The following is a 17385-nucleotide window of genomic DNA, read 5'->3' as shown; positions in this document are numbered from 1 at the left end:
GCCCCGCCCCGCTTGACCGGAGTCAGCGGATCTCGAGGATCTTCTCCCGCATCGCGTACACCACCGCCTCCATCCTGGAGTGCAGCTGCAGCTTCTCCAGGATGTTGCGCACATGGTTCTTCACGGTGTTCTCGGAGATGAACAACTCCTTGGCGATGTCACGGTTGTTCATCCCCGTGGCCACCAGCTTGAGCACCTCCAGCTCACGGTCGGTCAGCCGCGGCGCGGGCACCAGCCGACGCTCGTCGGTCCGCTGGATCATCGACTTGAACTCGGTGAGCAGCTTCGACGCCATGGAGGGGCTGATCTGCGACTGCCCGTCGGCGACCGCGCGGATCGCGGTGGCGACCTCGTCCGTGGAGATCTCCTTGAGGAGATACCCGGTCGCACCCGCCTTGATCGCCTCGTAGAGGTCGGCCTCCTCGTCGCTGATCGTCAACATGATGATCTTCGCGCTGGGGGCCACCTCCTTGATGGAGGTGCATGCCTCGATACCGCCGCGCTTGGGCATCCGTACGTCCATCAGCACGATGTCCGGCAGCAGGTCGGCCGCCTTGTCCACGGCCTCGGCCCCGTCGCCCGCCTCACCGACGACCTGGATGTCCTCCTCGGCCGCGAGCACGATCTCCAGGCCGCGACGGAACAGGGCGTGGTCGTCCACGACAAGGACTCTGATCGGCTCCTTGCGTGGAGTGCCCTCGTCCGGGCCCATGCCGACGACGCCGTCGTCGGCGCCCTCGTCCCGCATCGGTCCGAAGCTGTCCGCCATCGTTCCTCCCCCTGAAGGCTGTGGCCGTGGTCCTGAGCCATCGCCAACCCAAGGCAACGACCCACCGGTTGAGCCGCCCTGCCATGATTCCATGCCCGGACGACAACGCGGTGACAGAGCGATGCCCGAACGGGTCGCACACGGATGCCCCTGGGGGCGCGCACCGCGCTCCAGGGGCACACCGCTCAGCCTGTCACCGCTCACTGTCACCGGGCAGCGTCAGCCGCCCAGCGCGCCACCCGCCTCGGGTGAGTGCGCCTGCGCCACCATCGGGTCGGTGTCGAGGTAGATCACGCCGTAGTCGTAGGCGTGCCGCCGGTAGACGACGCTCGGCTGCTTCGTCTCGGAGTCGACGAACAGATAGAAGTCGTGTCCGACCAGTTCCATCTCGTAGAGGGCCTGGTCGAGGGTCATCGGAGCGGCCACGTGCGTCTTCTCGCGGACCACGAGGGGGCCGTCGCCCTGCACCTCCAGCGAGCCGATCTTCTTCGTCGGCACACTGTCCGACTCGCCTGCCTGGACGGGGCGGCCGTTGCCGTTGAGCGTCGCCACACCCGGGACGTGGTCGGGAACCTCTGCCGCGGAGAGCCTGCGGGCGCCGCGGCGCGTGTAACGCTTGTCGTGCTGCTTGCGCAGCTGGGCGTCGAGCTTCTCCGCCGCCAGGTCGAGTGCCGCGTACGGGTCGTTGGCCGACGCCTCCGCCCGGATCACCGGACCGCGGGAGCGGAGCGTGATCTCCACTCGGTCACAGCGGTCGGCCTGTCGGGGGTTGGGCTCCTTGGAGACCTCGACGTCGAGGCTGATCACCTTGCCGTCGAGCTTCTGGATCTTCTCCAGGTTCAGCTTCTCGGCCACGTGCTTGCGGAACCGCTCGGGCACTTCGGTCTTGCGGCCCTTGACGACGATGTCCACGCAGAACTCCGTTCCCGGATCACTCCGCTTCGCCGCGGAGCGTCTCCCTTTTGCACCAGGCTCCGGTGAGCACCGGAACCTCGGACTTGGTGACTTCCACCTCCTCCTCCCCCATGGGCGAGATCTACACCCCAGGCGCTGCGGGCGATTACGCAAACCGCAGCACGGCATTCGGATATGAGAGGTGTGGCCTGCGGCTTTCCCTCACAACCGAACATATCTCGCTCGGACGGATGTCGTCACCCTCTACTGCGGCGTACCTCCGTTCAGGTGAATTGACCTTCTCATTACCTGCAACGACGCAGGTTCTCACTCAGTTCCGGTTTATTTCGAAAGAGTCCGGCGAGGCCGCCACCACGGCCGCGCACAGCACGTCAGCGGCACCTCCCGCGTCCGTCTCCCTCGCTCCGAACGACTTCACCTGTCTGCCTTCCCTGGTGACACCCCCGTACACCGCCTCCGCCCCTTCACCACCCATCCCGCCCCCCACCTCCTCCCAACGCTCTCCCTCACCGGGGCGTCCCCGCCATGCCGCCCGCCCCCGCGCCTCCTCCGGCTGTCTCTGCTGATCCGCTGACACCGACGGCCACGGCGGCACCGGCGCCGACAGCGACGCCCGTACCGCGCGCGCCGCCTCCGCCAGCGAAGCGCCCGTCGTCACCAGGTCGTCGACAAGCACCACAGGACCGCCGCGCAGCACCCGCGCGCCCCCGGGCACCACCGCCAACGCGCCCACCAGGTTGGCCAGCCGCTGCCGGGAGTCGAGCCCCGACTGGTCGGCCACGGGCCGCCGCTGCCGCAACACCGCGGCCACCCGCGCCGGCATCCCGGCCCGCCGCAGCTCACCGGCCGCCGCGAGCGCGATCCGCCGCGCCGGATCATGCCCACGGGCACGCACGGCGGCACGGGCGGAGGGGACGGGGACGAGCAGCAGGCTTCCGGGGGGCTGGGGGGCCTCCCCCTCCCCCACCCCCGCCTCCCTCACCCCCGCCCGCACAGCTCCCGCCAAGGCCGTGCCCAAGGGTCGCGTCAGCGCCAGCGCGCCGCGTTCCTTGTGGGCGAGCAGAACGGCCCGGACCTCGTCCGCGTACCGGGCCGCCGCGTGCACGGCGGGCAGCCCTGGCGGTTGCGGCGCCGGCCGTACCCGGAACGGCGCGGCCCCGCTCAGCGCCGTACGGCACTGCGGGCAGAGCACTGTGCGTGCGCTTCCGCAGCCTCCGCAGTCGGCGGGCAGCACCAGGCCGGCGAGTTCCTGCCACCACCTGCGAACGTTTTCCACGTCGACCACTGTGCCCATGTCCGGAGCGGCTCACCACCCCTGTGGAAAACCCTGGAGCCATGGACGAGAGGCTGTGGAAAACCCCCCGGGAAGGCGGACTTGAGGTGATCTCACAGCCCGCCCGCCGTCACTTCCGCAGGAAAAAAATCATCCCGGGTAAAACACGGTGGAAGCGGTTTCCTTCAGGGTTCGCCAGCCACTCCCGCCGGGCAGCCACAGCAGCCCGTCCTTGGAGGTGGCGAACAGCGGGGTGTCGCTGTCCTCGGAGGCGGCGATGCTGGTGACCTCGGTGAGGCCGGGAAGTGTGCCGGCCTCGGGGATCGAGCCGTCGCACTGCACGTACTGGACCTGCTCCACGCCGCCGGCCTCGCGGCCGACCACCACGAGCCGGCTGTCCCCGGCCCATGCCATGGCCCTGACCTGTTCCAGTTCCGGTGTCGCCGAGCGCAGTTCCTGGACCGACACGGACGGCTGCTTGCCGCTGCCCGCGCCGCGCTCGATCCGCCCGATGAGCAGGGACTGCTTGCCGCCCTTGTCCACGACGAGCGCGATCCGCACTCCGTCGGCGGCCACTCGTACGGCGTTGATGCGGCCGTCCAGTCCCGGGGTGAGGACCTCCAGGGGCTGGCCGCCGCCCTTCGCCAGCAGGAGCAGCCGAGGGCGGTCGGGGTCGCGGTCGGCCACCCACAGGTCGCCCTGGGCGTCCCAGCTGGGGGTGGTGAGCCGGTCGGTTTCCGTCTTGCCCTTGCTCTGCAGTACGGGGTCGCCGATGGAGCTGCCCGACACGGTGGAGGTGACGTAGAGCGTCTTGCCGTCGAGGGCGACTCCGGCCGCGCTGTGTTCGTCGCGGGCCACGGCGACGGAGCGCAGTGCTTTGGCGCCGTCGCCGAGCGCTCCGGGCACGGGCTCGGCCCGGGTGTTTCCGCTGCCGCTCGTCATGCGGACGAGGCGGTGCTGGCCGTCGATGAAGTACAGGTAGCCGGGGTTGGTCTGCGAGCCGCGTGCGGCGACGGCCGCGGCCCGGTCCGCGGCGAGGCTGCACAGTTGTGTGCCGCCCGCGCGAAGCGCGATCTCTTCGATGGTGGGGGCGAGGCTCTGCAGGGAGAACAGCAGCTGGGCGGCCATCTCGTCGCACTTGACGCGTCCGATGTGGGCCGCTTTGTCGTTCAGCGGCACGGTGAGCTTGTTCTGGTCGTCGGGCGCGAGCGAGGTGCCCTTGGGCAGTGCGGTGCCCGTGGGGAAACTGGATCTGACGACGTGGCGCAGCCAGCTGGTGGGTCCGGTGAGCACACTGCGCACCATCTGCGTCATGGGGTCGACGCGTTCCCGTACGTAGACGGGGTCGGCGACGGCCATGGGCTGTCCGGAGCCGTCGGCGGCGGTGTTGGAGGCGAAGTAGTACTTGTTGACGGACACGTAGTTGCGCTGGAAGTCGGACTTGCCCATGACGACGCCCGAGGGGAGCGCGTCGATGCGCCATTGTCCGGTCTTCTTGTCGCGGGTGAGGTGGACCGTCTGCCCGTAGTTGCCCGAGGCGGGCGAGTACGACTGCTGGGCGTCGACGACGGCGACTCTCGTGCCGGTCAGGACGTACGAGAAGTCGTTGCCGTCGTCCCGGCTTCCGGTGGGTCCGGCCACGGTTGCCGGTCCGTCGGCGAGGACCGTCGTGGAGCGTTCGGGCTCCCATTTCTGGGCGGCCTTGTTGGTCAGGTACTGCCGTGCCGTGGAGTAGCTCGGGTCGTCGCTGGTGAGCGCCTCGAGGAAGCCCTGGACGATCTCCTGGGGCTGTGCGTCGTCCGGGGGCGGCATCGCGAACACGCGCACCTGGGGGTCCTGGCGCGGCGTGGATTCGACGCCGCGCAGGTCGCCGCTGTCGGGCATCGAGGCGCACCCCGCCAGCAGTACGGCGCCACAAGCGGCGTACGCCATCGCGCGCCCCGGCGTGCGCCGGGTTCCCCCCTTGCGCCGTTCAGCGCCCACGGAATGCCTCCCCTTGCTCGTCCGAGCTCTCCGTCGCGGCTCCCCGCCGGTCCGGAGTCCCCCTCAGTGCCGTGTCACCCTGGTCCGCCGCTTCGGACGGCTCCGGGTCCTCGCCGTGTGCCGTCTCCGTCGCGGCCCGTGCCGTGGACGGTTCGTCGGGTCGCCGTCCGTTTCCCGTGCCCGGGGCGGTCCGCGGCACGACGCGTGCGCCGTTGCCGGGCAAAGCCGTCGGGTCGGCGGTGGGCGCCACGCTGGTCATCCGGGGTGTGAGCGGGGCGCGGGCGGCCGACAGTTGCTCACTGGCGGGCTGCACCGGCACCGTGGCGCTCTTCTCGCCTCCGCCGCGCGGCCGGCCTGCGTCGTCGTGTTCGCCGCGGTTGCGGCGGGAGTCCTTGGGTTCGAGCGGTATCGGCGAGCCCCGCAGCGGCTCGTCGGCGGTCCTGGGCAGCGTCAGCCGGAACTGGGAGCCGCCCCCGGGCTCGCCCCAGGCCTGCAGCCAGCCGCCGTGCAGTCGGGCGTCCTCCAGGGCGATGGACAGGCCCAGGCCGGTGCCGCCGGTGGTACGCGCGCGTGCCGGATCGGCGCGCCAGAAGCGGCTGAAGACGCGGGTGGCCTCGCCGGGTTTGAGCCCGACGCCGTAGTCGCGTACGGCGATGGCGACGGCGCCGCCCGCAGCGGCCAGTTTGACGATGACGTCCTTGCCCTCGCCGTGTTCCACGGCGTTGACGACCAGGTTGCGCAGCACCCGCTCCACGCGCCGGGCGTCGGCCTCGGCGACGACGGGCTGCTGGTCGCCGATGACGCGTACGGTCGTGCCCTTGCGTTCGGCGAGCGGCGCGGCCCCGCTGACGACGCGCCGCACGACCTCCCTGAGGTCGATCGGTTCGGCTTCCAGGGCGGCGGCGCCGGCGTCGAAGCGGCTGATCTCCAGCAGGTCGGCGAGGAGCGTCTCGAACCGGTCGAGCTGATCGGCGAGGAGTTCCGCGGACCGCGCGGTGACGGGGTCGAAGTCGACGCGGGCGTCGTGGATGACGTCCGCTGCCATGCGGACGGTCGTCAGCGGCGTCCGCAGCTCGTGCGAGACGTCGGACACGAAGCGCCGCTGCATCCGCGACAGGTCCTCCAGCTGCTGGATCTTCAGCTGGAGGTTCTGGGCCATCTTGTTGAAGGCCTCGCCGAGGCGGGCGATGTCGTCCTCGCCGGTGACCTTCATCCGCTCCTGAAGGCGTCCCGCGGAGAGCCGTTCGGCGATCCCGGCGGCCATCCGCACGGGTGTGACGACTTGGCGCACCACGAGCCAGGCGATGGCCCCGAGGAGGACGACGACGAAGAGCCCGGCGGTCGCCAGGGTGCCCTTGACCAGGCTCAGCGACTTCTCCTCCTGGGTGAGCGGGAAGAGGTAGTACAGCTCGTACGGGTCCTCGTTGGGGTCGCTGACCTGCTTGCCGATGACCAGGGCGGGCTGGGACTCCTTGTCGCTGAGGTAGCTGATGCGGGAGTAGCTCTGGACCGCACCGGTGCTGGTGTTGACGCGTTCGCGCAGGTTCTCCGGGACGCTCTTGTTGGGGTCGACGAAGCCGGAGGCGCGCGGTCCGTAGCCGCCGCTGTCGCCGCCGGAGGGCAGGGTGACCACGTCGAACGCGCCCTGGCCGCCGCTGGACAGCGACAGCACGAGCTCGCTCATCCATTCGCTGACGTTCCGCGAGGCGCGGCTGCCCGGCGGGGTCCCGTCGTCCGCGACGGCGCTGGAGGCCTCGTCGGCCTTCTGCTTGGCCACGGCGAATCCGCCGGTGGCCTGGCTCTGGGACGCTTTGACCTTGGCGTCCAGCAGGCCGTTGCGGACCTGCCCGATGACGACGAAGCCCAGCAGCAGGACGACGCCCAGCGACATCAGCAGGGTCGTGGCGACGACCTTGAGCTGGATGTTGCGCCGCCACAGCCGCATGACGGGCAGCAGCGGCCGGCGCACCCAGCGCAGCAGCAGCCGTAGGACGGGGCTGCCCTGCACCCCGCCTTGCAGCAGTCCGCCTTCGAGGAGGCGGGCGAAGCGTGAACCCGGTGTCTTACGGCCGACAGGCCGCTCCGGTCGGGCCCCGGACCGGCCGGGAGCCGAAGCGGCACTGTCCCCGGACATGTCAGCTGGGTCCTGCCTTGTATCCGACGCCACGGACGGTCACCACGATCTCGGGCCGCTCGGGGTCCTTCTCGACCTTGGAGCGCAGCCGCTGGACGTGCACGTTGACCAGGCGGGTGTCGGCGGCGTGCCGGTAGCCCCACACCTGTTCCAGGAGCACCTCGCGGGTGAACACCTGCCAGGGTTTGCGCGCGAGCGCGACCAGCAGGTCGAATTCCAGCGGCGTCAGCGCGATCGACTGCCCGTCCCGCTTCACGGAGTGGCCGGCCACGTCGATGACGAGGTCGCCGATGGCCAGTTGCTCGGGCGCCGGCTCCTCCGACCTCCGCAGCCGGGCCCGGATCCGGGCGACCAGCTCCTTCGGCTTGAACGGCTTCACGATGTAGTCGTCGGCGCCGGACTCCAGCCCGACGACCACGTCGACGGTGTCGCTCTTCGCCGTGAGCATCACGATCGGCACGCCGGACTCCGCCCTGATCAGGCGGCACACCTCGATGCCGTCCCGGCCGGGCAGCATCAGGTCCAGCAGCACCAGATCGGGCTTCGCCTCACGGAAAGCAGCCAGCGCCTTGTCACCGTCGGCTACGAAAGACGGCTCAAAACCTTCACCACGCAACACAATGCCGAGCATCTCGGCCAGTGCGGTGTCGTCGTCGACGACAAGGACTCGTCCCTTCATAAACGACATCATCCCATTCTCGTAACAGTGACAGAGGCGCTGGTGAGCAGGGTCACTGGCCCGTGACGATAGTCGTACGCGACCGTCACTGTCTGCCCCCGTCCTCCGCAGCCGATGTCAGCGGCTGATGTCAGTGCCTCTGCGTGCAGCGGCGCCTGGGCCGGCGTCGGCGGTGATGCCGGTGAAAATCGCGGTGCGGCGCGGCGGTCTCGGTGATGGGATGCGCCGCATGAGCGACCCGTTGCGCGACCGCATCGAGCGGTACTACGCCACCGTGCCCCTCCTGTTCGCCGACGCCGAGGACTTCGGCGCGTTGCGACTGTTCGTCCGCAGGGAGCCGGGTGCCCCGTACTACGGCGGTCCGAGCCACGCCCGGCCCTGCGCGGAGGGCGCGGCGTGCGTCGGCTCCGCCGACCTCGCCCGGGTGCGGGCCCGCCAGCGTGAGCTGGGCGTGCCGGAGGCCTTCGAATGGCTGGCCGAGTCGGCACCGACGCTGCAGGCCCGTATCGAGGCCGCCGGCCTCCCTGTGCTGCGCCGCCCGCTGATGGTTCTCCCTCCCCGTCGCTCACTCTCTCCACAGCCCCTTCCGGACGGCGTGGCACTGCGCGCGCTCACCGCCGACGATCCCGCCCTGCCCGCAGTTCTCGCCCTGCCCCGCCTGGCCTTCGCCACGGAGCCCCTCCCCGCCACGGACCCGTCGGACCCATCGGCCCCAGCGCGCCCCGCTGACCGTACGGAGCTGTCGAGGCTGGCCGAGGAGCTGACGGAGGACGGCACCGTGGCCATAGTCCGCCCCACGATCCGCGCCGGACACAAGACGCTCGTCGCCGCCCTCGCCCCGGACGGCACCCCGCTCGCCGCCGGCCACTACCACCCGGCGGCCGGCGCCACCGAGATCGGCGGCGTCTGCGCCCTGCCCTCAGCCCGCCGCCAGGGTCTGGCCGCCGCCGTGACAGCGGCCCTGGTCGCCCACGCCCGCGACCACGGCGTCGACACGATCTTCCTGGCCTACGCGAAGGAGGCCGTTGCCCGCATCTACGCCCGCCTCGGGTTCCGCCCCGCCGGCACGACCCTCCTGATCGCCAACCAACCCGCACGCTCATGACACCGGCAGCCGCGGGCCGGTCCGGTCCGGTCAGGGCCGGTCCCCGCCCTGGCGCGCCCTGCGGCACAGCTCCGCAAGGGCATCGGCCGTCACCGGCGATATCGCGCCCTCCTCCGTGACGATCGCCGTCACCAGCTCCGGCGGCGTCACGTCGAACGCCGGGTTGTACGCCTGGGTCCCCAAGGGCGCCACCGGAATCCCTCCTCCCGCTCCCGTCACCGGCGCCTGGGGTGCCGTGACCTCCGTCACCTCGAACCCGGGACGTTGCTCCACCTCGATCGACGCCCCGTCCGGCGTCCCCGGATCCACCGTCGTCACCGGCGCCACCACGATGAACGGCACATGGTGATAGCGCGCGAGCACCGCGAGCGGATAACTCCCCACCTTGTTCGCCACCGATCCGTCGGCCGCGATCCGGTCCGCCCCGATCAGCACCGCGTCCACCTCGCCCGCCGCGAAGAGCGAACCCGCCGCGTTGTCCGTCAGCAGGGTGTACGCCATGCCGTTGCGCGCGGCCTCGTACGCCGTGAGCCGAGCGCCCTGCAGCAGCGGACGCGTCTCGTCGACCCACAGCCGGCGAAGCCGCCCCGCCCGGTGCGCGGCGAGCGCCACCGCGAACGCGGTCCCCTCCCCGCCCGACACCAGCGAGCCGGTGTTGCAGTGCGTGAGGACACGGTGTCCGCCGCCGGGCAGCAGCTCGTCGATGAGTGCCAGCCCGTGCCCGGCCATCCGGGCGCTGGCCTCGGCGTCCTCCCGGTGCAGCCGGCGCGCGGCCGCCAGCGCCGCCAGCGCGCCCTGTCCCGGGTCGCCGCTGCGGGCGAGTTCCGCCTGGTAGGCGGACCGGGCGCGGCGCACGCCGACGGACAGGTTCACCGCGGTGGGCCGGGCCCCCGCCAGCGCGTTCGCGGCGTCGTCCACGTCGAAGCCGCGCGCGGCGGCGAGCGCGACACCGTACGCCCCGGCGATCCCGAGCAGCGGCGCTCCCCGCACGGCCAGCGAGCGGATCGCCTCCACCAGTGCGGACGCGTCCGTACACACCAGTTCGACTTCCTCGGCCGGCAGTCTCGTCTGGTCGAGAAGAACCAGTACGGGACCTTCTGGCGGCTCCTCCCAACGAAGCGCCGGTGCCTCGGTCGGCCGCTTGCCCTCACCGGATTGCGCGTACTGATCAGCCATGCGGTCAGTCTGCCCACTATCCGACGGACCATTGAAGATGTGCGGCCCATACCGCGGCCGGTCCCCCGGTCAGCACCCCATGGCACGATGGCTCCCAACCTGCCGCCGCGACCGCGGACGGGCACCGTGAAGGAGCGACGATGAAAGACACTCCGGGCTGGGCCTCGCCCGGATCCGCCCCGTCCGACGGACAGGAGCCCGGCGCGTCCCACCCCGCCGAGCCGACCGTCCGGCCCGCCGGGCAGCAGCCCGCGGACCAGCCGGCCGCGAACCCACAGAGCCCCGGCACGAAGTGGTCCAAGGAACAGCCGCCGCCCGGCCAGTGGTCGGCACCCGCAGGCCCCCAGAACCCCGGCCAGGCCCCGCCACCGCCGCCGCCCCCGCCGTCCGGGCCGGGCTGGGGCACCCACCCGCCCGCCGGACCGGGAGGCGGACACCCCGGCGGCCCCACCGGACACGGCGGTTACGGCCGTTACGGCGGCTACGGCCCTCCCGGGGGCTGGGGCGCCGGCTGGGGCGGCCCTCCACCCGCCGCGAAGCCCGGCGTGATCCCGCTGCGCCCGCTCGGCGTGGGCGAGATCCTCGACGGCGCCGTCGCCACCATGCGCACCTACTGGCGCACGGTCCTGGGCATCTCGCTGACCGTCGCGATCGTCACCCAGGTCTTCGTCGTCCTGCTGCAGGGCCTGATCCTCGACGGCTCCACGGACACCGCCGCCCTCGGCGACCCGGCCGCCACCGTCGACGAGCAGCTCAACGCCATGGGCGACGCCATGCGCGCCTCCGGCCCCGTCCTCCTCATCACGCTCCTCGGCACCATCACGGCGACCGCCCTGCTCACGGCCGTCACCAGCCGCGCCGTGCTCGGCAAACCCGTCACTCTCAAGGAAGCCTGGCGCGACGCCCGCCCCCAGGTACCCCGGCTGTTCGGGCTGATCCTCCTGCTGATGCTCATCGCCGCCGGCGTCGTCCTCGCCTGCCTGCTGCCGGGCATCCTCGTGGGCGCCGCCGGGAACTCCGACGCGGGTGACGCGCTCATGGCCTTCGGCATCCTCGGCTCGATCGTCCTCGTGCTGTGGCTGCTGATCCGGTTCTCCCTCGCCTCGCCCGCGCTGATGCTGGAGAAGCAGGGCATCAGGAAGTCGCTCGGCCGTTCCGCGAAGCTCACCCGCGGCTCCTGGTGGCGCGTCTTCGGCATCCAGCTGCTCGCCCTCATCATCGCGAACATCGTCGCGATGATCGTCGTCGTCCCCTTCGCCCTCCTCGGCGCAGCCCTGAGCGACGGCGGCGTCGGCGGCCTGGTCGAGGCGGGCGGCGACTACGGCTGGACCTACCTGATCGTCAGCGGCATCGGCTCGGTCATCGGCTCCATGATCACCTTCCCGATCGCGGCGGGCGTCATCGTGCTGCTCTACATCGACCAGCGCATCCGTCGCGAGGCCCTCGACCTCGACCTGGCCCGCGCCGCAGGCCTCCAGGGCTACGGCTCCCCCACTCCCGGCACCACCCCGGGGAGCTGATGCGGTGATCCCGGCGGGGGGAGTTCTCACAGCGGTACCGCCCCCGGGCGGTTTGCCCGTCCGGGGGCTGCCCGGCCTCACCGACGCACCCGCGGCAGCCCTCTCCCGCGCCGCCGGCCGGGCCGCGCAAGCCCTGTTGCGGGCGGGCGGCGACGGCACCGTACTGTCACTGGCCCGCTCGGGCGACGAACCGCCGGTGACCATCCCACGGGACCCCGCGCGGGAGGCGGCCCGCCGCGAGCTGTCCAAGGACCTGTACCACCAGAACGACCCCAGCCTGTTCCAACGCGCCCTGGACACCTTGTGGGACTGGATCGGCGACCTGTTCGACACCGCTTCGACCGCCACCCCCGGCGGCACACTCGGCCTCCTGGTCGTCGTCCTCGCCGTCGTGGCCGTCGCGGGCGCCCTGTGGTGGCGCCTGGGCACCCCGCGCCGGCAACCCTCCTCCGCCGCCGCCCTGTTCGACGACCGCCCCCGCAGCGCCGCCGAACACCGCGCCACCGCCGAAGCACACGCCGCCCAGCGCCACTGGAACAGGGCCCTCCAGGAACGCATGCGCGCCATCGTCCGCTCCCTGGAGGAACGCGCCCTCCTCGACACTCGCCCCGGCCGCACGGCCGACGAGGCCGCCGACGAGGCCGGCCGCACCCTGCCCGCCCACACCGAACGACTGCGCACCGCCGCCCGCGACTTCGACGACGTGACATACGGCGGCCGCCGCGCGACCGAGCTGTCGTACAGGCGGATGGCCGAACTCGACCTCGACCTGGAACGCGCCAAACCCCAACTGGCGGCGAGCAGCACCCACACCACGGCCCACCCCGCCCGCCAGGGAGCCGCCGAATGACGACCGAGGCCACGCTCCCCTCCACCTCGGCCTCGCCCACCGCCCTGCGGCTGTGGACCCGCGCGCGAGGACTCACTCTCGCCTTCGTACTGCTCCTGGCGGGTGCCGTCACGCTCGCCGCGCTCCAGTCCGACACCCGCCACGGCGCCCTCGACCCGCGCTCCGCCGACCCCTACGGCAGCCGCGCGATCGCCGAACTCCTCACCGACCACGGCGTGTCGACCCGCGTGGTCGACACCCTGGCCGACGCCCGCACCGCGGCAGGCCCCGACACCACCCTCCTCGTCGCCACCCCCGAACTCCTGACGAAGAGTCAACAAAAGGAGCTGCATTCGGCGATCGCCGGCTCCGGCGGCCGCGCCGTCCTCGTCGCCCCCGGCAGCTGGTCCGTGGGAACCCTCGCCCCCGGCGTGACCGCGGACCCGGCCACCAGCCGCGGCTCCACGCTCTCCCCCGACTGCGCCCTGCCCGCCGCCCGCGGCGCCGGCGCCGCGGAAACCGGCGGCGGCATCCGCTACACCAGCCGCCGCCTCGGCGCCGACGAGTGCTACCCCAGCGAGCGCCTGGCGACCCTCCTGCGCATCCCGGACGCCTCCGGCGACGGCGACACCGTCGTCCTCGGCGCGCCCGACATCCTCTACAACAACCGCCTCGACAAGCAGGGCAACGCCTCGCTCGCCCTCCAACTCCTCGGCTCCCGCACCCATCTGGTCTGGTACCTCCCCTCGCTCTCCGACACCTCCGCCGCCGACCCGGACGACGAAAAGGGCTTCCTCGACCTGCTCCCCTCCGGCTGGATCTGGGGCACACTGCAGCTCTTCGTCGCGGCAGCCCTCGCCGCCCTCTGGCGGGCACGCCGACTCGGCCCCCTCGTGCCCGAAAAACTCCCCGTGGCGATCCGCGCCTCCGAAACCGTCGAGGGCCGCGCCCGCCTCTACCGCAAGGCGGCCGCCCGCGACCGCGCGGCCGCCGCTCTTCGCTCCACCACCCGCACCCGCCTCGCCCCTCTCCTAGGCGTCCCCGTCACCCAGGCGCACGCGCCCGAGGCACTCATCCCCGCCCTGTCCGCCCACCTCCACGGAGACGGACAGTCCCTGCACTCCCTCCTCTTCGGCCCTCCCCCCGGCGACGACACCGCCCTGATCGCGCTCGCCGACCAACTCGACGCCCTCGAAAGAGAGGTACGCCGTCCATGATGGACCCGACCACTGACAACGCCGGGACCACCGGGGACCCGGGCCGCGCCCGAGCCTCCCTGGAAGCCCTGCGCGCCGAGATCGCCAAGGCCGTGGTCGGCCAGGACCCCGCCGTGACCGGCCTCGTCGTCGCCCTCCTCTGCCGCGGACACGTTCTCCTGGAAGGAGTCCCCGGAGTGGCAAAAACGTTGCTCGTCCGCGCCCTCGCATCCGCACTCGAACTCGACACCAAACGCGTCCAGTTCACCCCCGACCTCATGCCGAGCGACGTCACCGGCTCCCTCGTCTACGACACGCGCACCGCCGAGTTCTCCTTCCAGCCCGGCCCCGTCTTCACCAACCTCCTCCTCGCCGACGAGATCAACCGCACCCCGCCGAAAACCCAGTCGTCCCTCCTCGAAGCAATGGAGGAACGCCAGGTCACCGTCGACGGCACCCCACGCGCCCTCCCCGACCCGTTCCTGGTCGCGGCCACCCAGAACCCCGTCGAGTACGAGGGCACCTACCCCCTCCCCGAAGCCCAACTGGACCGGTTCCTCCTCAAACTGACGATCCCTCTCCCCTCCCGTCAGGAGGAGATCGACGTCCTCACCCGCCACGCCGAGGGCTTCAACCCACGCGACCTGCACGCCGCCGGCGTACGCCCCGTCGCAGGCCCCGCCGACCTCGAAGCGGCCCGCGCGGCCGTCGCCAAAACAACGATCTCCCCCGAGATCACGGCCTACGTCGTCGACATCTGCCGCGCCACCCGCGAATCCCCGTCCCTCACCCTGGGCGCCTCCCCGCGAGGCGCGACCGCCCTCCTCGCCACAGCACGCGCATGGGCATGGCTGACCGGCCGCGACTACGTCATCCCCGACGACGTCAAAGCCCTCGCCCTCCCGACCCTCCGCCACCGGGTACAACTCCGCCCGGAGGCCGAGATGGAAGGCGTCACAGCCGACTCCGTCATCAACGCGATCCTCACCCACGTCCCCGTCCCCCGCTGATGGCACTCACCGGACGTACCGCGCTCCTCGCGGCCCTCGGCGCCCTCCCCGTCGGCATCTGGGACCCCGGCTGGACGGGCATCCTCGCGGTCAACGCCCCCCTGGCCGTGGCCTGCGTCTGCGACTTCGCCCTCGCAGCCCCCGTACGCCGCCTGGGCCTGACCCGTTCCGGCGACACCACCGCCCGCCTCGGCGAACCGGCGGACGTCACCCTCACGATCACCAACCCGTCCCGCCGCCCCCTGCGCGCCCACCTCCGCGACGCCTGGCCCCCCAGCAGCTGGCAGCCGGGAACGGAGACGGAGGCCTCCCGCCACCGCCTCACCATCCCGCCCGGCGAACGCCGCCGCCTCACCACCCGCCTACGCCCCACCCGCCGCGGCGACCACCACACCGACCGCGTCACGATCCGCTCCTACGGCCCCCTCGGCCTCTTCTCCCGCCAGGGTGCCCACAAGGTCCCCTGGACCGTACGCGTCCTCCCGCCGTTCACCAGCCGCAAGCACCTCCCGTCGAAACTGGCCCGCCTGCGCGAGCTCGACGGCCGGACCAGCGTCCTGACCCGCGGCGAAGGCACCGAGTTCGACAGCCTGCGCGAATATGTTCCTGGTGACGACACCCGCTCCATCGACTGGCGCGCCACAGCCCGCCACTCCACGGTCGCGGTCCGCACCTGGCGCCCCGAACGGGACCGACACATCCTCCTGGTCCTCGACACCGGCCGCACTTCAGCGGGACGCGTCGACGACGCTCCCCGCCTGGACGCCTCCATGGACGCGGCCCTCCTCCTCGCCGCGCTGGCATCGCGCGCCGGCGACCGAGTCGACCTCCTCGCCTACGACCGCCGTGTACGCGCCCTGGTCCAAGGCCGGACGGCACGTGACGTTCTTCCATCCCTGGTCAACGCCATGGCCACGCTAGAACCCGAACTGGTCGAAACGAACGCGCGCGGCCTCATGACAGCAGCGCTCCGCACGACTCCCCGCCGCTCTCTCATCGTCCTCATGACCACGCTGGACGCCGCCCCGGTCGAGGAAGGCCTCCTGCCCGTCCTTCCTCAGCTCACCCAACGCCACACCGTCCTGGTGGCCTCGGTCGCCGACCCGCGCATCGCCCGCATGGCCACGGCCCGCGGCGACACCGACGCTGTGTACGAGGCCGCAGCCGCAGCCCAGGCGCAGGCAGAACGCCATCGCACAGCCGAGCAACTCCGCCGGCACGACGTCACTGTCGTCGACGCGACACCGAGCGAGCTCGCCCCTGCACTGGCAGACGCCTATCTAGCACTAAAGGCATCAGGCCGCCTGTAACGCAAAACGGGCTCTCCCGAAGGAGAGCCCGTCCAGACAACCATAAACGCAGAAAACCCCCGTGCCGAATGGCACGGGGGTTTCCTCAATATTTGTTCGGCGGTGTCCTACTCTCCCACAGGGTCCCCCCTGCAGTACCATCGGCGCTGTAAGGCTTAGCTTCCGGGTTCGGAATGTAACCGGGCGTTTCCCTCACGCTATGACCACCGAAACACTATGAAACTGTCCAGCCGCACCACACCCGTGACCATGGGCATGGGGCTGTTCGTGGTTTCAGAACCAACACAGTGGACGCGAGCAACTGAGGACAAGCCCTCGGCCTATTAGTACCAGTCAGCTTCACCCATTACTGGGCTTCCACATCCGGCCTATCAACCCAGTCGTCTACTGGGAGCCTTACCCTCTCAAGGAGGTGGGAACACTCATCTCGAAGCAGGCTTCCCGCTTAGATGCTTTCAGCGGTTATCCCTCCCGAACGTAGCCAACCAGCCATGCCCTTGGCAGAACAACTGGCACACCAGAGGTTCGTCCGTCCCGGTCCTCTCGTACTAGGGACAGCCCTTCTCAATGTTCCTGCGCGCGCAGCGGATAGGGACCGAACTGTCTCACGACGTTCTAAACCCAGCTCGCGTACCGCTTTAATGGGCGAACAGCCCAACCCTTGGGACCGACTCCAGCCCCAGGATGCGACGAGCCGACATCGAGGTGCCAAACCATCCCGTCGATATGGACTCTTGGGGAAGATCAGCCTGTTATCCCCGGGGTACCTTTTATCCGTTGAGCGACGGCGCTTCCACAAGCCACCGCCGGATCACTAGTCCCGACTTTCGTCCCTGCTCGACCCGTCGGTCTCACAGTCAAGCTCCCTTGTGCACTTACACTCAACACCTGATTGCCAACCAGGCTGAGGGAACCTTTGGGCGCCTCCGTTACTCTTTAGGAGGCAACCGCCCCAGTTAAACTACCCATCAGACACTGTCCCTGATCCGGATCACGGACCCAGGTTAGACATCCAGCACGACCAGAGTGGTATTTCAACGACGACTCCACCTGAACTGGCGTCCAAGCTTCACAGTCTCCCACCTATCCTACACAAGCCGAACCGAACACCAATATCAAACTGTAGTAAAGGTCCCGGGGTCTTTCCGTCCTGCTGCGCGAAACGAGCATCTTTACTCGTAGTGCAATTTCACCGGGCCTATGGTTGAGACAGTCGAGAAGTCGTTACGCCATTCGTGCAGGTCGGAACTTACCCGACAAGGAATTTCGCTACCTTAGGATGGTTATAGTTACCACCGCCGTTTACTGGCGCTTAAGTTCTCAGCTTCGCCACACCGAAATGTGACTAACCGGTCCCCTTAACGTTCCAGCACCGGGCAGGCGTCAGTCCGTATACATCGCCTTACGGCTTCGCACGGACCTGTGTTTTTAGTAAACAGTCGCTTCTCGCTGGTCTCTGCGGCCACCCCCAGCTCAAGGAGCAAAG

13 protein-coding genes and 2 rRNA genes are annotated in these 17385 nt (G+C 70.6%); 6 read left to right on the top strand and 9 right to left on the bottom strand.

Annotation, left to right across the window (positions count from 1 at the left end; genetic code table 11):
- Positions 1 to 22 precede the first annotated feature (22 nt).
- The 6 genes from ACZ5SK_RS19485 to mtrA all read right to left on the bottom strand — a co-directional run bounded on the left by ACZ5SK_RS19485 (position 23) and on the right by mtrA (position 7765).
- Positions 23 to 769: a response regulator gene (locus tag ACZ5SK_RS19485; RefSeq protein ID WP_079661884.1), complete on the bottom strand. Its 747-nt coding sequence runs from the start codon at positions 767 to 769 to the stop codon at positions 23 to 25.
- A gap of 219 nt (positions 770 to 988) precedes the next feature.
- Positions 989 to 1681 carry a ribosome hibernation-promoting factor, HPF/YfiA family gene (gene hpf, locus ACZ5SK_RS19480; protein WP_099936746.1) on the bottom strand — a complete coding sequence of 231 codons (693 nt, stop codon included), beginning with the start codon at positions 1679 to 1681 and terminating at the stop codon, positions 989 to 991.
- Positions 1682 to 1994: 313 nt separating this feature from the next.
- Positions 1995 to 2978: a ComF family protein gene (locus ACZ5SK_RS19475; protein ID WP_361701112.1), complete on the bottom strand. Its 984-nt coding sequence runs from the start codon at positions 2976 to 2978 to the stop codon at positions 1995 to 1997.
- A gap of 129 nt (positions 2979 to 3107) precedes the next feature.
- Complete coding sequence (locus ACZ5SK_RS19470; protein ID WP_361701114.1) at positions 3108 to 4940, bottom strand: LpqB family beta-propeller domain-containing protein; 1833 nt, start codon at positions 4938 to 4940, stop codon at positions 3108 to 3110.
- Entirely contained in the window at positions 4930 to 7074 is a 2145-nt protein-coding gene (gene mtrB, locus ACZ5SK_RS19465) for an MtrAB system histidine kinase MtrB (protein WP_334579456.1), read from the bottom strand. Before mtrB ends, ACZ5SK_RS19470 begins: the two co-directional genes overlap by 11 nt.
- 1 nt (position 7075) lies before the next feature.
- A complete protein-coding gene (mtrA, locus tag ACZ5SK_RS19460) occupies positions 7076 to 7765 on the bottom strand; it encodes a two-component system response regulator MtrA (protein WP_187283109.1) in 690 nt (229 codons plus the stop codon).
- A 208-nt stretch (positions 7766 to 7973) separates the two neighbouring features.
- Between mtrA and ACZ5SK_RS19455 the strand changes: the two genes are divergently transcribed.
- Positions 7974 to 8858, top strand: coding sequence for a GNAT family N-acetyltransferase (locus tag ACZ5SK_RS19455; RefSeq protein WP_468576456.1), 885 nt, complete (start codon positions 7974 to 7976; stop codon positions 8856 to 8858).
- Positions 8859 to 8888: 30 nt separating this feature from the next.
- Here the strand turns inward: ACZ5SK_RS19455 and mtnA are convergent, their stop codons facing one another.
- The gene (gene mtnA / locus ACZ5SK_RS19450; protein WP_334579454.1) at positions 8889 to 10034 is read right to left on the bottom strand and encodes an S-methyl-5-thioribose-1-phosphate isomerase; all 1146 of its coding nucleotides are present in this window, start codon (positions 10032 to 10034) and stop codon (positions 8889 to 8891) included.
- A gap of 140 nt (positions 10035 to 10174) precedes the next feature.
- Here mtnA and ACZ5SK_RS19445 point away from each other — a divergent pair, with 140 nt between their 5' ends.
- The 5 genes from ACZ5SK_RS19445 (at position 10175) to ACZ5SK_RS19425 (ending at position 15899) form a co-directional block, all read left to right on the top strand.
- Positions 10175 to 11554, top strand: a complete 1380-nt coding sequence (locus ACZ5SK_RS19445; RefSeq protein ID WP_457495067.1) for a DUF7847 domain-containing protein — start codon at positions 10175 to 10177, stop codon at positions 11552 to 11554.
- Positions 11555 to 11687: 133 nt separating this feature from the next.
- Positions 11688 to 12404 (top strand): DUF4129 domain-containing protein, encoded by a 717-nt coding sequence (locus tag ACZ5SK_RS19440; protein WP_334581314.1) that lies wholly within the window; start codon positions 11688 to 11690, stop codon positions 12402 to 12404.
- Positions 12401 to 13600 (top strand): DUF4350 domain-containing protein, encoded by a 1200-nt coding sequence (locus tag ACZ5SK_RS19435; RefSeq protein ID WP_334579452.1) that lies wholly within the window; start codon positions 12401 to 12403, stop codon positions 13598 to 13600. Before ACZ5SK_RS19440 ends, ACZ5SK_RS19435 begins: the two co-directional genes overlap by 4 nt.
- Positions 13600 to 14589 carry an AAA family ATPase gene (locus ACZ5SK_RS19430; protein WP_099936741.1) on the top strand — a complete coding sequence of 330 codons (990 nt, stop codon included), beginning with the start codon at positions 13600 to 13602 and terminating at the stop codon, positions 14587 to 14589. Before ACZ5SK_RS19435 ends, ACZ5SK_RS19430 begins: the two co-directional genes overlap by 1 nt.
- Entirely contained in the window at positions 14589 to 15899 is a 1311-nt protein-coding gene (locus tag ACZ5SK_RS19425) for a DUF58 domain-containing protein (protein ID WP_334579451.1), read from the top strand. Before ACZ5SK_RS19430 ends, ACZ5SK_RS19425 begins: the two co-directional genes overlap by 1 nt.
- A gap of 94 nt (positions 15900 to 15993) precedes the next feature.
- Here ACZ5SK_RS19425 and rrf read toward each other — a convergent pair.
- Together rrf and ACZ5SK_RS19415 are read right to left on the bottom strand one after the other, a co-directional pair.
- Positions 15994 to 16110: ribosomal RNA gene (rrf, locus tag ACZ5SK_RS19420) — 5S ribosomal RNA — on the bottom strand.
- A gap of 92 nt (positions 16111 to 16202) precedes the next feature.
- A 23S ribosomal RNA gene (locus ACZ5SK_RS19415) occupies positions 16203 to 17385 on the bottom strand; the annotation flags it as partial.

Source organism: Streptomyces sp. NPDC031474 (assembly GCF_055581185.1).
Note: the sequence above shows the minus strand (reverse complement) of the source record. Positions and strands in the feature narration are given on the sequence as shown.

What these genes read in the sequence shown, in the direction of transcription:
- mtrA (WP_187283109.1), bottom strand. Translation starts at nt 7,765, where the DNA reads ATGATGTCGTTTATGAAGGGACGAGTCCTTGTCGTCGACGACGACACC.
- ACZ5SK_RS19435 (WP_334579452.1), top strand. Translation starts at nt 12,401, where the DNA reads ATGACGACCGAGGCCACGCTCCCCTCCACCTCGGCCTCGCCCACCGCC.
- ACZ5SK_RS19485 (WP_079661884.1), bottom strand. Translation starts at nt 769, where the DNA reads ATGGCGGACAGCTTCGGACCGATGCGGGACGAGGGCGCCGACGACGGC.
- ACZ5SK_RS19455 (WP_468576456.1), top strand. Translation starts at nt 7,974, where the DNA reads ATGCGCCGCATGAGCGACCCGTTGCGCGACCGCATCGAGCGGTACTAC.
- ACZ5SK_RS19430 (WP_099936741.1), top strand. Translation starts at nt 13,600, where the DNA reads ATGGACCCGACCACTGACAACGCCGGGACCACCGGGGACCCGGGCCGC.
- mtrB (WP_334579456.1), bottom strand. Translation starts at nt 7,074, where the DNA reads ATGTCCGGGGACAGTGCCGCTTCGGCTCCCGGCCGGTCCGGGGCCCGA.
- ACZ5SK_RS19445 (WP_457495067.1), top strand. Translation starts at nt 10,175, where the DNA reads ATGAAAGACACTCCGGGCTGGGCCTCGCCCGGATCCGCCCCGTCCGAC.
- ACZ5SK_RS19475 (WP_361701112.1), bottom strand. Translation starts at nt 2,978, where the DNA reads ATGGGCACAGTGGTCGACGTGGAAAACGTTCGCAGGTGGTGGCAGGAA.
- ACZ5SK_RS19425 (WP_334579451.1), top strand. Translation starts at nt 14,589, where the DNA reads ATGGCACTCACCGGACGTACCGCGCTCCTCGCGGCCCTCGGCGCCCTC.
- mtnA (WP_334579454.1), bottom strand. Translation starts at nt 10,034, where the DNA reads ATGGCTGATCAGTACGCGCAATCCGGTGAGGGCAAGCGGCCGACCGAG.